At 39.2% G+C, this 15,840-nt stretch carries 8 protein-coding genes; 1 reads left to right on the top strand and 7 read right to left on the bottom strand.

Annotation, left to right across the window (positions count from 1 at the left end):
* Positions 1-10: 10 nt before the first annotated feature.
* The gene (locus tag J4050_RS13740; RefSeq protein ID WP_208155172.1) at positions 11-2,350 is read right to left on the bottom strand and encodes a TolC family protein; all 2,340 of its coding nucleotides are present in this window, start codon (positions 2,348-2,350) and stop codon (positions 11-13) included.
* A 111-nt stretch (positions 2,351-2,461) separates the two neighbouring features.
* On the opposite strand from J4050_RS13740, the gene pepT reads away from it, so the two are divergent.
* Positions 2,462-3,694, top strand: a complete 1,233-nt coding sequence (pepT, locus tag J4050_RS13735; RefSeq protein WP_438874718.1) for a peptidase T — start codon at positions 2,462-2,464, stop codon at positions 3,692-3,694.
* Between the two features lie 82 nt (positions 3,695-3,776).
* Here pepT and J4050_RS13730 read toward each other — a convergent pair whose 3' ends face one another.
* From J4050_RS13730 to J4050_RS13705, 6 genes are all read right to left on the bottom strand, one after another.
* Positions 3,777-4,190 carry a hypothetical protein gene (locus J4050_RS13730; protein ID WP_208155170.1) on the bottom strand — a complete coding sequence of 138 codons (414 nt, stop codon included), beginning with the start codon at positions 4,188-4,190 and terminating at the stop codon, positions 3,777-3,779.
* Entirely contained in the window at positions 4,171-4,764 is a 594-nt protein-coding gene (locus J4050_RS13725; protein ID WP_208155169.1) for an archaeosortase/exosortase family protein, read from the bottom strand. Before J4050_RS13725 ends, J4050_RS13730 begins: the two co-directional genes overlap by 20 nt.
* Positions 4,761-4,970 carry a PID-CTERM protein-sorting domain-containing protein gene (locus J4050_RS13720; protein WP_208155168.1) on the bottom strand — a complete coding sequence of 70 codons (210 nt, stop codon included), beginning with the start codon at positions 4,968-4,970 and terminating at the stop codon, positions 4,761-4,763. Before J4050_RS13720 ends, J4050_RS13725 begins: the two co-directional genes overlap by 4 nt.
* 14 nt (positions 4,971-4,984) lie before the next feature.
* Positions 4,985-10,354 (bottom strand): DUF8693 domain-containing protein, encoded by a 5,370-nt coding sequence (locus tag J4050_RS13715; RefSeq protein WP_208155167.1) that lies wholly within the window; start codon positions 10,352-10,354, stop codon positions 4,985-4,987.
* Between the two features lie 558 nt (positions 10,355-10,912).
* Entirely contained in the window at positions 10,913-11,131 is a 219-nt protein-coding gene (locus J4050_RS13710; protein WP_208155166.1) for a PID-CTERM protein-sorting domain-containing protein, read from the bottom strand.
* 14 nt (positions 11,132-11,145) lie between these two features.
* Positions 11,146-15,840, bottom strand: a 4,695-nt coding sequence (locus tag J4050_RS13705; protein WP_208155165.1) for a T9SS type A sorting domain-containing protein, incomplete at its 5' end; no start/stop codon positions are given.

The following is a 15,840-nucleotide window of genomic DNA, read 5'->3' as shown; positions in this document are numbered from 1 at the left end:
AATAGTTTGATTAATCATTATTTATTTGCGTAAACTCTAAAAAACGCCTTGTGAATTCCTTGCGCTCTTCTTCGGTTTGTAATAAAAAGAAAGTCCCTAGGAAACGCTCTAATTGAAGTGATGTCAGTAAATAATTATAGGTTGCATTTGCACTTGCCAACTGAGCTTGCAAGTAATTGTTCTGAGCATCTAAAAGTTGAACAATGTTTACGGCTCCACTTGCGTAAGAGGTTTGAGTTAATTCCAAAGCCTCTTTTGCTGTTTCTTCAAATACTTTTGACAATTGAATATTAGAAATCTGATTAATGATCTCGAGAACGGCATCATTAATGTTTTTCTCTATATTTAATTTCACATTGTCTTTACTAACATTAAGCTGTTCCGTTTGAATTTCAGCAATCTGCTGATTAATGTTTTGTTTGTTTTGATTGAAAATTGGAAGGGTAACATTTAAACCAACAGTGTAGAAATCCTTAGGTCGTCTTAGGCCGCCTATAAATGAAGACCCTGCACCTGATCTACTAAATTCGTAATTGTATTGTCCTTGTAAGGCTACTGTTGGCAGAAAACGTCCTGCTCCAAATAGTCGTTCGGATCTTTGAGTAGCCTCTAAATTAAAATCTAGAGCTTTAAGCTCTGGTGCATTATTCATCGCTTCTTGCACTAAAAACTTCACAAATGGCAGTCTTAACGTTGGGTCATCTAGGAATGTACCAAGTTGTTTGTAATTATAGGTTTCAAACACTCCTTTTAACAGTTCAGCTTCCTCAACGTCAATTTTAGAATCAATGGGATTATTTAAGATAAAATTCAATTGGTAAAACGATTGTTCCATTAGATTAACCGCTTCTACCATTTGTTGCGTATTCTGTGCCAATTCTGATCTAAACCTCAAAACATCTGACTTACCAGCTTGACCAGCTTCGTAATTTTCCTCGGCTATTTTTAAATTATACTTCGTTAAACCCAGGTTTTGATTTTGAATACTTAGGTTGGCTTTTAAGATTAGAGCATTAAAATAGGCTTGAGCCGCACTAAAAATGGTATTTAACTCTTCACTGTTATAACTCTCTTGTTGTGCATCTCTCAAAGCTCTTTGAATCGTGATATTTGCATTGGCTGCATTTGAGAAAACCAACTGATTTAAGCTTACGTTTCCGATGGTTTGTACTTCTGGAGTTTGGCCAAAGCCAAGTTCTGCTATAGATGGGTCTGTATAATTTCCGGCCGCATTTGCAGAAACATCTGGTAAATATTCACTTTTGCTTAATTGAAAATCCTTGTTTGTAAGTTCTATATCTTGCCTAAAAGTTTCTAGTTGTAAATTTTCAATTATAGCCTCTTGCATTACAGCCACAAGGTTATAAGTTCTATTTGCCACCTTTTTTTTTGGATCACCAATAAAATTAGTAGTTGCTATTAAGCTATACTTAAGTGGCAATCCAATTCTATCGGCTGTATTATAATTTATTGTTAAGGCCTTATTTGCCTCTAACTTCACTCCTAATGCATCCACGGGATTATCGTTAACAATTGACTCTACAGAAAGGGCAAGACGTCTAAAAAATTGCTCAAGAGATGACTTATCGTGATTTGTTGCCAAAATTCCATTTTCAACATCATCAATTGGGTTAGCCGTAAATGAAGGTATTTTCTTTTCAATTAATAATTCGGCCAATTCTCGAACCTCGTTATTCTCTAAATAATAACCACCAGCAAGATAGAGCGCATCAATATCATCAAGATTATTGGTAATATCTTCTAATTTTTTAAATGAAATTAATTTAGGCTCAAATCCTAATTCTGAACCTAGTTCACTAAATATTGTTTTTACTCGAGAACTTGTTAGGTATCCGGCCTCAAGTACAACTCCAATCTGTTTTGGTTTAGCCAGCTCAATAAGATATTCTAAATCTTCCCTGTAGGATTGGGTAGTAATTATCGATGTGTAATTTTTAATATTTGTTTTTAATTCAAAACCTTCAAGTAGTTCTGTGCTCAATGACCCAAATACTATAGTTGGTTTGGGATAATTTTGTCTTTTGTAGATTATAGCATTATTTACAATCCCAAAGGCAATAATTATATCTATATCTCCATTGAGATACTTATCATAATTTTTATTGGCAATAGCTTCATCAAAATTATTAACTATTCTATTTGATTTGGAAAAATTTACAATAGCATCTTCACCAACTACTGCGGTAATTTCATCTTCTAAGGCATCCAATAAAATCTCAATTTCAGAATTCGTATTGTCCAGCAAGAACCCTATAGTAAAAGTCTTTTTTTGACCATTAAGTAAGCAGACGCTAAATAGAAAAGTAAATAAAAGTAAAATCTGACGCATGGTCTTAATCTGTTAATGAAATGCTAATGTAATTTATATTTTAAAAAAAGTCCAATTATAGTTAGTTTTATTGACTCAACTCAGTATTTTCACATCATAAAAATGAGAAATATGAAACCCATAATAAAAAGGTTTATAAGTTATATTACCATAGATACAGAATCGGATCCGACATCTGACACCACACCTAGCACATCTAAACAATGGGACTTAGCCAATAAGCTTGCTGAAGAACTTAAAGCAATAGGAATGAGTGACGTATCCATTGATGATAATGCTTATATAATGGCAACATTGCCAAGCAATGTTGACCACAAGGTACCAACCATTGGTTTTATATCTCATTTCGATACGTCTCCAGATTTTACCGGTGCAAATGTTAATCCGCAACTCATTGAGAACTATGACGGAAAGGACATCATGCTCAATAAAGAAGAAGGTATTATTTTATCACCCGATTATTTTGAAGACTTACTGCTTTACAAAGGGCAAACCTTAATAACAACAGACGGCACAACACTCCTTGGAGCTGATGATAAAGCAGGAATTACCGAGATTGTAACTGCGATGGAATACCTTATCAATCATCCTGAAATTAAGCATGGCGAGATAAAAGTTGGTTTTACACCAGATGAAGAAATCGGACGTGGCGCTCATAAATTTGATGTTGAGAAATTTGGTGCTGATTGGGCTTACACTATGGATGGTAGCCAGATTGGCGAGTTAGAATACGAAAATTTTAACGCTGCCGGAGCCGTCGTAAAAATTAAAGGAAAGATTGTGCACCCTGGCTATGCTAAAGGTAAAATGGTAAACAGCATGTATTATGCTAGTGAATTTATTAATGCTTTACCTCGCCTAGAAACTCCTGAGCACACCGAAGGATACCAAGGATTTTTCCATTTAACTTCCATAGATGGCAAGGTAGAGGAAACTACCTTACAATACATTATTAGGGATCATAATATGGATAAGTTTGAAGCGCGAAAAGCACTAATGAAAAAAGTCACAGAAGATTTAAACACCAAATTTGAAGCTGATATTTTCTCAATAACTATTACAGATCAATATTATAATATGAGGCAAAAGGTTGAACCTGTAATGCATATTGTTGATATTGCAGAGGAAGCAATGACTTCACTTGGCATAAAACCACTAATAAAACCAATTCGCGGTGGTACCGACGGTTCTCAACTTTCCTATATGGGACTACCCTGCCCAAATATCTTTGCAGGTGGACATAATTTTCATGGTCGCTATGAATACGTACCCGTGGAAAGTATGGAAAAAGCTGTGAAAGTTATTTGTAAAATTGCAGAGTTAACGGCTTTAAGAAGCCTGTAGAATATACCATCTAGCTATTTTAAACTACTAGCCCGAACTTAATATAAATTGCAATGAATACATTTTCCTATTTAAGGGGTTGTTAAACTTTTGGTGGCTTCAATAAGGATTTATACAAAAGACCTATCGCTATATATAATATCGGAGACATTAATAATTCTTGAATGGCCCTAGCAAACATACTTAATTTCACATTTGGCTGTCCAGTAAGAAATACCCAATCATACAATCCAATTAAAGCTATTATGAGCAAACCAAATATATAGACTATGTTCCAAAGTGTTTTCATCCAAACAACACCTATTTTTTTGAGAAATGTAATACCAGCTAAATACACAGCAATAGTAAAACCTAGTGTAATGACATGTCTTAATTTTCTCGGAATAAAATCTATATTTTTTTTATCCGCAAAAAAAATCAAGTAGCAAGAATAAAACAAAAGGATTACAACTAGCCCCAGAATGTAATGGTATCTATTAGGCTTTTGGGATTTCATTTAACAGGTGAATTTTTTTAGCATAAATTATCCATAGTACAAAGGTCACCGCATACAAAACTAGTTTAAACAGATAAGTATGTGCAAAATCGAAATACAGCTCATGATACTCGCGAACATAAATTAGAGCCATGCTCCTTATAATATTTGCTGCATGAAGGATTACAACACCTCCTATGATAAAAAAGATTTTTCGCCAAATATTTGAAGGCATACAAACAATAAAGCCAATATAAAGCACTAGCAGTTCCAAGCCATTACAGCCATCTTCTACATATAGGATTTTCTTGTCATTGTGATATATCTGCGATATTTCCTCGGTAAAGGATTCATTACCCTCTACTTTAGTAACGACCTCTCGTACCGACTTGTACCCAGACATTGAACCAATACTGTTAAGCAACTCTGTTGAAGCCTTGCCGACATTAGTCGTCAAAGGGTAATCCAATACCTTAGACTCCGATAAAAACCCTAGAAAAACGAGTTTCCAAACAATAAAAAACAATAAGGCTTTTCCTAAAAAAAGCCTTATTGGAATTGGAATTTCTCGCAATGTTAAATGCGTTGAAATCACTTTTTATTATCACGCAATTTTTTTACACCAAATGCTGCGGCACCAATTACTAGTGCAATTAAGCCACCATCCAGTGGTATAGCGTCTTGAGTATCAGTAGATCCTCCCGGAGGTCCCTGCGCATTTAAATTGGTTGTTACTACCATGGCAATAACAATTGCCATGGTACTAATGATTTTTAAAAATGTGTTTTTAGAATTTTTCATTATCCTTTAATTTATTAGTTAATAATCAATTTCTTGGTTGTTGTTTTTCCGTTAGAACTCAGTTCCACTAGATATGACCCTGGACTTAACATGCGGTTGGTATCTATTGTGATATTCTGTCCTGCACTAAATCCACTCTCGTTGTAGACTTTAACACCTAACACTGAGTAAATAGTTACATCTAAATCATCCATTCCAACAGGAACATTAATGAAGAATATACCTGTATTTGGGTTAGGATATAATAGAAGGTCTTCTAAATCCTGTGATCCAACAGATAAGGAATTAGCTTCGAATACAATCTTAAAGCGATCACCTGAGACACTTTCGGTTACATTTAGATCTACAGTATAGGTATAACTCACAGATCCAGTTTGTGGAATTTCAGTTAAACTACCTGTATACTGGTCTAATAAGAATGCCGTTGCATCTTGCATTGCAATTCCTTCTGCTACAATAGTATAATTAGTATTTCTATACGTATTGACCTCTAATTGAATCTCGTCTTGATCCTGAGGCTGTGCTCTGTTCTCAATACTTAATAAGTCACCATTATTGTCTATTGCAAAATTCTCATCTAGGTTGGTAATGTTAAGTGCATCATTAGCATCAACTGCATTGTTGCCATTAGCATCAAACATAATCAACACACCATCCGCTGCCGTTTCATTGTTGGCAAGCGCATTACTCTCGTACAAGGATAATCGTAATTTTCCTAAACTACTAACATTACTAGAGTTTCTGAAAACGTCGGTTTCCATACCGATGTACTTACTAGACTGTGTAAAACTTACGGATGACTCTCCGGCAGCTTCCGTGTACACCCAACCTGCTTGACCAGCTTGTAAATATTGGTTAGCATCTGAATCTCCAACTGAAGCTGTACCATCTGCAGCCAATATTGCTGTATAAGCACCTCTTTCACCAAGGGTTGGATCCCAAACCCAATAGAAATTAGGACTGATATTAGTTGCATCAGTAGTCAACACCTCATTCATATCTACCTGAGCTTGGAATGGATTACCAACAGCAATAAAGCGCTGGTCTGGTACATTAACTGCTATGGTTTGAGAACCATTGTTATCAGCTGTTAACTCTCCCGTTGCTCTTAACGTGGTAATCGAAGGAGTGGCATTATTATTGGTCAAGTCTGTATTTCTATCTCCTCTTACTAGAATGTGATACATCGTACCTGGTATGAGGTTAGTAGCGTTGGTATTTGCTAGTTGAATATAATCATAAACAACATTATCAAAAATATACGCTGATGGATTACCGGTTTCCGTCACATCAAATCCGTCTGTATTGCCAGCAGGACCTGTAATATGTGTGTCCTGTTGCCAGTTGTCTGAAATTGGTGTACTCGTTGTAACCGCTGGACTTAACTGACGATAAGCACGCTTAGCCGGAATAAATCGCTCTACCGTGAAGTCTCCTACAAACATTCCCGAACCTGAACCTATATAGGCTGTTCCTGTTTCGTCAGATTCAAATGTCACAGAACCATTGTTAGTAACCATACCATCGTTATTCACTACAACATTAGCATTTACCGTTAACGAGGCATTGCTCTCAACAGTCACTGTTGAACATTCGTTGATGTAAAGGTCTTGACCTACCGTTAAAACAGGGTAGTTGTTTGAAGATACCATTGGAATGGTTATCTCACCGTTTGTTGACAACCCTGGCGCTGCACTGTCTAACCAGTTGGCTGCATTGGTCCAATCAGAGTCGATATCACCTGTCCAAACTGAAGGTGCATTAACGTCACAACCGCCAGAAATACAGAAATTGGTTGTTTCATCAGAGCCAAACTCGCCTCCTGATGCCAAAATTGCACCATTACTATCTGTTACCGAATAAGAACCTTCGCCAAAAGAACAACAAATACCATCACCAAAAGCATCGAAAATTATGAAATCGTAACATCCCTCTTCAAGACATATGTCCTCCATAAAAGTGGATCCATCGGGCTCATCACCATAAGGGCCTCCAGAAGCAACTTCCAATCCGTCACCATCTAAAATTGCCCAACTTGTCTCTTCAGGAAAATTATCAAACGTAATAGATACCGTTACAACATCACCTGTACAAGGGGTTGGTTCTTCTAAGCTAAAGGTAGCAGTTGTTGATGAACTCTGACCACAGGCATCAGTTGCCGTAAAAGTTATTTCAGTGCTTTCACCACATACGTTATTAAAAGGTACACACGCCGTATCTACACCCTCCACAACTACAGTGCCTAGTGAGCCACTATCAGCGCCCAAAGCACCTGGTCCACTAACAATAAATCCGTACTGAACTATACCTGCGTCTGGTATTGTAGCTACATCGTAAGTTAAAGAGAAGGACTCTCCTGCCATTAATGGCATGGTCACTACATCTCGGAAATCAAAACTTGCCGTAAATATTCTTATAAATGCAACAGCATTATATCCTGAATCTAAGGAATTACTAAGGGTGTTACCTGTAAAAGTTAATTCCTGACCTACCAGTGAAGGATCTTCAACATATGTGATTCCTTCTATAGTCACATTTGGATCAAATGGTTGAGATAAGCTAGGCTGCAAAGTCATTTGATTTCCTGGTCCTACTTCTGAGGTAATTGCAGATAATGGTGCTGGTTCACCACCAATAAATCCTCCTCCTGCATCAAGTCTAGCAATAAACCCAATCCAGTTAGCGAATTCATCTACAGTAAATGTATTTTCTGAGCATGCATTGTTACTCCAAGTTACTCCGTTGGCATCTGTGGCCTCAGCACCGCCATTATTAGCTAGCCATGCTTCAAATGCACCTTCTATATCGTCACTACCACAATCAACGGATTCATTTTGAGCTTCCATTGTTATTTCTGGTGCTTCTGTATCACCATCACAAGGATCTACACAAATAAGACTTAAATCAAAATCTCCTGAGCCAGTTCCAAAACCATGAACTAAAACATAGTATTCTACTCCTGCTGTTGTGGCGATAGTAAGCTCTGACGTGAAATCTGCACATCCTGTACCATCATCATTTCCATCAACACAAGTTAAATCATCACAAACTCCAGTAAATACACTAATTTTAGTGTCAAAATTTGCTGTGCCACAAGTACTTATTGTTGCTTCGCCATCGATTCCTACAAATCTATACCAAACTCCATTAGCTGTATTAGAAGTTCCACAAGTACCAACGTCGTCAAAGGTAGCGTCTGCTGTACTTCCGCTGATTGTGTCTCCACAAGCAATTAATGTCGCATCTGCACACAGATCATTATCTGGGCCAGATTGCAATAATCCTACCTCATCACTAGCCGAGTACGTACAGCCATTAGCATCTGTAAATGAATAGGTAATGGTTACAGGTCCGCCATCTAAAAAGGCAGTATCAAAACTATAAGTTTCGCCGTTACCATCATCTGTAACACCAGTTCCGGAGTACACTCCGCCTACTGGCAGACCACCGCCAAGTCCTGTAAGTTCGCCAGAATTGACTTCTTGGTCCCCTGGCCCTGTAAAGGTGACTTCTGTATATGGAAGTGCAACTTCAATAGGATCGCCCATACATTGAGCTGATTCAGCTTCAACAGTTATTGATAAATTATCTATAAACAAATTAGATTGACTTCCTTCAACCCCACCAGTTACAGCAACAACTTGAAAGGACACACCAGCAGACACGTCTGGTCCAGCAGTCACAGTAAATGACAACGGTGTCCACACATTTGGATCTGCATTTAATGGTAAGGGCGCACCTCCTAAAAGGTCGGCTGATGAAACTCCACCACCATCAATTTCAGAGAAAAACTCTGCAAAACCTACGCCTCCATTTGCGCCACTGCCTCGTATATCGAATGAAATAGTGATTTCATCTCCTGGATTTACCGTACCTATACCAATATTTGCATTTTTAAGAACACTCGCTGATGCAGGTTCGTCATTAAATACGTTGGCTGCAAAGTTTCCTTCAGAAGGATTAGAGCCATCAATAGTTTGTGAGCCGCTAGGACTAGGAAATTGTGACCAACCAGTGAAATCACCAGTCTCAAAACCGCCATTTACAGCGAGTTCTGTAGTACCTGAACTTACTGCAGTGTCCACAACTTTAACATTAATAGCTGTTCCTGCGGTTGTCGGTCTTGGTACCGTACCTTCTATGGTAAGGCCTGTTGCTGTTTCAGCAGCAGTAAGTGTTCCTATGGCAGTGTCTGTATCTACATCTATAAGCTCATAGCTGCCAGATCCGTTGGTAACATCAAAAGAAACCGTTACCAATAAATTATCAGCGCCAACACAAAGTGTTGAGACCAATGTTGTATTACTTATGGTGCAAGGTTCAGGGGCACATACGTCACCTTCTAGTCTAACAACTGAGATTGGCTCAGAGAGATCGAAACAACCATCTAAATTTGCAATATTGCCTTGCATCATTAAACCTGTTAAATCATTCTCATAAGCAATCTTGTAGATATTACAAGTTCCTGCTGGAGCAGCACTTAAATCAAAAGGTGGTGCTGTTGGTAAACCTAATATGGTACCATCAGCCGCATCTGTAATTATCCAACCCGTATTTTCTCCTACGGGTTGTCCATCTTCCACGACATTGATAGCAGCTAAATCACCAGTTCCTGCACAGCCTTCAAACTGTGTTGATTGGTCATCGAATAAAATTGAACCTGCAAAAGCGTCGCAACCAGCGACAATATTTCCGAAGGTAATGTCGTCAAAGACTACCTGATTTTCTGCCCCTCCAAAAACAATAGACTTAGCAATTCCCGAAAAAGGAATAGAAACTTCTTGAAAATTATCAAATGCTCCATTTGGATCACCTAAACCTAGACTTGGTGTAATTGGCAAAACAGCAGAACCCAATAAGTTTCCCGTTCCATCCAAACCATCATAAACTTGAACCTCGCTAGCAAAATTAATTGCACAATAAAAGAATGAAAAGCCGGTTTCAAAGCCTGCGGGCAAGTTTAATATTGGAGTACTATCAGAACCCAAGAAAATAAAACCTGTAGAAGGGGAAGGTTCATTTGCAATATTTCCAGAACCGCCTTCATCACTATCAATTAGTGCTATTGCATCAGCGTTAAAGGAAATACCAAAATTCGGCCCACTAAAGCCCTGGTCACTTAAACCGCCATTATAAAAGTCTAAAGGTAAATCAAGGTCACCGAGACCTTCAAAATCTAAAACAAATGTTCCCGTATTCTCTGAGAACCCGTTATTGACAGAAGCCTCGCCAAGTTGTCTTACTTGTTGCGGTGTAATTGTGGCCTGTGTGCCAGGTAAAACAAGACTTGGCTGCTGACCAGTGTCTGTTGTTTGCGCAGATACTCCTTGAGGTAGGAATAATGCATACACAATTAGAAATAAAAATAGTAATCTAATTTTCATAATTAATAAATTTGTTGATTAATAGCTTGTCCGTAACAGGAAGAATAGTGTTAAGCTTACTAAAGATTTGAGTTATCATTAAACCAAAACAAGGAATATTACATACTCTACTAATAAAAAAAGGGTAGAAAATAATTGTCTTAGTCATTTATTGTTGTTATTGGTTATAGCATACCACAACAAAAGACTACTGAGATGTAGCTAATACAGTACTAAATCGTACTACATTTTAAGAATAAAGTATTACAGTAAATCGGAGCGATTATTAGTTGCTATTAATCAATCGCTTTCTTTTAGGTTTCTTAAAACTAATCAAAAAAAAGTGTTAAAATAAAAAAAGTGTTAAATTTCGATGAAATACGAAGATTAAGGGATGATAAACTTCAAATTAGCGAATTAATCTACACCGTAACTTGTTATTTCACATTTCAGATTTGATTTTCTTAAAACATTTTCAACTCAAAAATAAGAGAGCGCACAAATCTAGGTATGCAACAAAAAAATAAGGCCTTTCCTAGAAAAAGCCTTATTGGTAATAGAATAGCCTGTAATACTGATTTAATTCTTATTACGGGCATTGTCGCGCAGTTTCTTTACACCAAATGCCGCTGCACCAATTACTAGTGCAATTAAGCCACCATCCAGTGGTATAGCGTCTTGAGTATCAGTAGATCCTCCCGGAGGTCCCTGCGCATTTAAATTAGTTGTAGATACCATGGCAATAACAATTGCCATGGTAGTAATGATTTTTAAAAATGTGTTTTTAGAACTTTTCATTATGCTTGAATTTATTAGTTAATAATCAATTTTTTGGTAATGGTTTTACCCTGTGAACTCAGCTCTACAAGATAGGTACCAATACTAAAACGTGAAACCTCATCAATAGCAATCTTACTTCCTCCTGCAAATCCAGTTTTCTCATATAACCGTTTACCTGTAACATCGTAAATGGTGATTTCTAAATCATCCATACCTAACGGCACGTTTAAATAGACCTTACCGATATTTGTTGGATTTGGATACAAGAGAACCCTATCGACATCATAATCACCAACAGATAGCACTTCTGCGGAAAATACAACCTTAAAGCGATCGCCAGCTACGGAAGCGGGATTGCCCGAATCTACAACATAGCTGTAATTGACCGCTCCAGTCTGTGGGATTTCTGTGTATATGCCTGTATAGGTATCCCATAAGAATGCTGTAGCATCTTGCATAGAAATTCCTTCTGCCACAATGGTATAATTGGTATTTCTATATGTATTAATCTCCAATTGAACCTCTTCTTGATCTTCTGGTGCAGCTCGAGACTCGATACTCAACAAGACGCCATTATTATTGATTGCAAAATTCTCATCCAAGTTGGTAATATTAAGTGCATCATTGGCATCTATTCCATTATTACCATTAGTATCAAATAAGATAAGGACGCCATCAATGGACGACTGATCGTTGGCAAGCGCGCTGCTTTCATAGAGTGACAAACGCAATTGCCCTAGGCTGGTGGCTGCATTTCCATTTCTAAAAACTTCAGTCTCAGCGCCCGAAGTATACTTATCGGACTGCATAAAACTTACAGAGGATTCACCAGCTCCTGCCGTATAGACCCATCCTGCTTGGCCCGCTTGTAAATATTGATTAGCGTCTGAATCTCCAGCCGAGGTAGTACCACTGGCTGCGATAACAGCCGTATAGGCACCTCTCGCACCAAGTGTCGGATCCCAGACCCAATAGAAAATGGGACTGATATTGCTTGTATTAGTTGTCAATACCTTATTCATATCAATCTGAGCTTGGAATGGATTACCCACCGCAATAAAGCGCTGTGCGGGAACGTTAACGGCTATGGTCTGGAACCCTACATTCTCTGCTGTCAGTTCACCTGTAGCACGCAGAGTGGTTTCAGATGGCGTAGCATTATTATTGGTGAGGTCTGTTGTCCTGTCCCCTCTTACCAAAATATGGTACATGGTCCCTGGGAAGAGGTTGGTGGCATTGGTATTGGCCATCTCAACATATTCGTAGACCGTATTATCAAAGATATACATTGATGGATTACCAGTTTGCGTAACATCAAATCCGTCTGTATTGCCAGCAGGACCGGTAATATGCGTATCCTGTTGCCAGTTCTCCGAAATTGGTGTACTCGTTGTAACCGCTGGACTTAACTGACGATAAGCACGCTTAGCAGGAATAAATCGTTCTACCGTGAAGTCTCCTACAAACATTCCCTCACCAGAACCAATATAGGCCGTTCCTGTATCGTCAGATTCAAAGATCACACTACCATCGTTGGCCACGGTACCGTCGTTGCTAAGCACTACATTTGGATTTACCGTCAACGAGGCGTCACTGGCAACGGTCACCGTTGAGCATTGGTCTATATATAAATCTTGCCCTTGCATTAATACAGGATAATTGGGTAAGCCTGAAGGAACAGTTACCGTACCGCTGACCGACAGACCTGGTGCATCACCGTTTGCCCAGTTACCCGAGTTTTCCCAATCTGTATTTACAGTTCCCGTCCAAACGGCCGCTATGGCTTCGATGCCATAGTTTATTGTAAAGCTACATTCACTATTGAAGTTTTCACATCCATCGGCAAAATCTATTGTATAGGTCGCTGTCCCTCCACAAGCATCACCGTCTATAACGGGATCAGAAATATTGACTCCTCCAAGACCGCTGCAGGTATCTTCATAAAACATATCTATATTCTGGTTAAAGAATTCCTGTTCAGCTTCATCACCAGTTGGTAAATCTGCTTGTGTCGCTACATCCACATACCCAAAATCAGCTGCTGTCGGACAGGCCCCTATCAATAGTGGTGGTGTTTCATCGTTTACAACAATGGTCTGCATTGCTGAGTTGGAATTGCCAAAGCTGTCCGTAGCTGTCCAAGTATTTTCAATTGTAAATTGGTTTGCGCAATTACCAGGCATAATCTTTTGAGAAAAAACTATATCAACACCAGAACAATCCTGTGTTGTGGTATTATTATCAGAACCGCCGATGGTTACATTTACGGTATTTAGTGACATCTGATCCTTTAGGGCAGTACCATAAATGTTCGGTAAAAATATTGATGGAATGGTAACTATTGAATCGTCAATAAACATATTCACAGTACCACCACCAGGTTGGTTATTTATAATAATTACCGCAATTGCTCCTGCATTTTGTGCATTAACAATTTTTGTAGTGAATGCACAGGCACCGCGATCAATAACAGCTATTTTTCCTGCAACATCGTTAAGGATGGGTTCACAGCCATCGGTAACCGAACTGCCACCCATATCCTCTACGAGCACTAAATCACCTGTTATAGCAACATCATCAATAGATGGTCCAGAAACAGCAGTACCATATACGTAGCTATTTTCAAGATTTCCTGCACCACTGTTAATCACAAATGGTGGTGAAGGTACCTCATCGCTGCACTCTAAGACTAAATCAGCAGGACCTATTATCAGTGGTCCCTCGGTATCATTGACAGTGACGTTAAAAGTACATGACGAACTGTTGCCTGCAACATCTGTACTTGTCACCGTAACTACTGTTTGACCTATCCCAAAAATATCTCCCGAAGCAGGTACGCTAGTGGTGGTAACTCCATCACAATTATCTGAAGCTTCAAGATCAAAGTTAACTACAGCACCACAGAAACCAGGATCATTACTTACTGTGATATCTGCTGGGCAAATAATTTGTGGTGGTGTAATATCACCGTTAAGAACTTCGATAGTAAAGACGTCCGTACCACAACCTTGAGCATCAATTGCTCCTACGCCATAAACACCTGGCCCAAGATCGGTAAAGATTGGTGATGCCTGATTGATATCTCCATTTGGTCCTCCCAATAGGAAATAAGTCCATCCATCGGGAAAATCAGGATTATCAACAATAGGTGTCCCGCCGGATTGACCGGAATAGGTAATCGTCCCATCTGCCGAATTTGCGCAGCTCGCTGGTGTAGAAATTGCAGTACCTGAAACCACCGCATCCGGATTGGTAAGCACGTACTCAATAGGTGCTGCTTCACAACCATTTACATCGGTGACCGTAATGGCAACCGTATTGGTTGGCGTTGTAAATCCTTCATATAAGAATACGAAATCTCCCTCGGGTACTGGGTTACCATCCAAATCGGTTGATGAAAGTGTGCTACCACTTGCTGAAATTGTATAAGGTGCTTCACCTCCTAAAGGGATTACCGTTAGTTGATGGGCAAAACCGAAGCAGTCTAGACCTAAAAGTCGAATATCTGCTGTAATTTCCTCACAGCCTAGTACCACCTCTACATCATCCGATGCCGAAGCTGTACAGCCAATTCCGTCTGTAACCGTATAGGTAATCGTCGTTGTACCTACTCCTGCTACTGCAGGATCGAAGCTATAGGTCATACCATTGCCATCATCGGTTACACCAGTACCTGAGTAAACTCCACCTGTTGGAGTACCGCCTCCTAATCCTATCTGTATCCCAGCGCTATCAGCAATGTCTGCTGGTGCGCTAAAGGTGACTGTTGGCAGCGGGTTAACCACAATGGTAATTTCTGCTGTATCAGCACAGCCATTTCCTTCATTACCACTCGTATCGCAATCTGCACCTGCAAAGGTACCAATTGGCATAACGAATTCCGCAGTTGCATTGGATGTTTCACCATCCCATGCTTCTCTACCGGCATAGGTCCAACTGGATTGTACCCATGTATTACCATCTGGTCCAGTTGTGCTATTTCTATAGGCCCAACTATCCGTATAATCCCAAGGCTCAAAATCCCCATTGGTATTAATATCCCCATAAGTATCGATAACCATACTGTCCTTAAATAATTCTATGGCATCATCACCATTGATATTAACCGCACCATTTACGTAATCCGGAACAAATCCAAACCATGTTTCAAAAGCAGTTGCATCAGATGTTATGTAGATATAGTCACCTGAATTACGAGCGTCACTTGGAAAAGTAAACTCCTGGCCGTCACTACCACCACCATTATTGGCAGAACCTACACCATAAATGCTTAGGTCTGGTATATCTTGTAAGACCAATAATTCAATTCCTTTTGGTAGACCACCAGAAAGATCACCGTCAAAAACAGCTGTCAATATTAAAGATGGGCAATCTCCTGTTGCACCACTGCCACTATCGGTATAGGTATAGCTAATTATTTGGTCTCCTGACCCTGCAAGTGCCGGATCAAACATCCCATTCTCATCAACACCTAGACCCTGCCATGTACCACCTGTAGGCGATGCTACCAGTTGCACTGGGTTAGCATCAACACAAATCGCATCAACTGGGTCGATGGTTACCGTTGGTAGTTCAAAGACCTCAATATCGTCCGAGGCCATGCCTGCACAAGAGTTTGCATCTATAAGAGTATAGGTAATCGTATGTATGCCTGTCCCTGCCGCTGCTGGGTCAAAGCTATAGGTCTGGCCGTTACCGTCATCGGTAACGCCTGGTCCTGAGTAGAC

It is taken from the genome of Winogradskyella pelagia, assembly GCF_017581965.1.
In the GTDB taxonomy this organism is placed as follows: Bacteria; Bacteroidota; Bacteroidia; order Flavobacteriales; family Flavobacteriaceae; genus Winogradskyella; species Winogradskyella pelagia.
Note: the sequence above shows the minus strand (reverse complement) of the source record. Positions and strands in the feature narration are given on the sequence as shown.

Excerpts from the sequence above, each read along its gene's own strand:
- J4050_RS13740 (WP_208155172.1), bottom strand. The coding sequence starts at position 2,350 with ATGCGTCAGATTTTACTTTTATTTACTTTTCTATTTAGCGTCTGCTTA.
- pepT (WP_438874718.1), top strand. The coding sequence starts at position 2,462 with ATGAAACCCATAATAAAAAGGTTTATAAGTTATATTACCATAGATACA.
- J4050_RS13730 (WP_208155170.1), bottom strand. The coding sequence starts at position 4,190 with ATGAAATCCCAAAAGCCTAATAGATACCATTACATTCTGGGGCTAGTT.
- J4050_RS13720 (WP_208155168.1), bottom strand. The coding sequence starts at position 4,970 with ATGAAAAATTCTAAAAACACATTTTTAAAAATCATTAGTACCATGGCA.
- J4050_RS13715 (WP_208155167.1), bottom strand. The coding sequence starts at position 10,354 with ATGAAAATTAGATTACTATTTTTATTTCTAATTGTGTATGCATTATTC.
- J4050_RS13710 (WP_208155166.1), bottom strand. The coding sequence starts at position 11,131 with ATGAAAAGTTCTAAAAACACATTTTTAAAAATCATTACTACCATGGCA.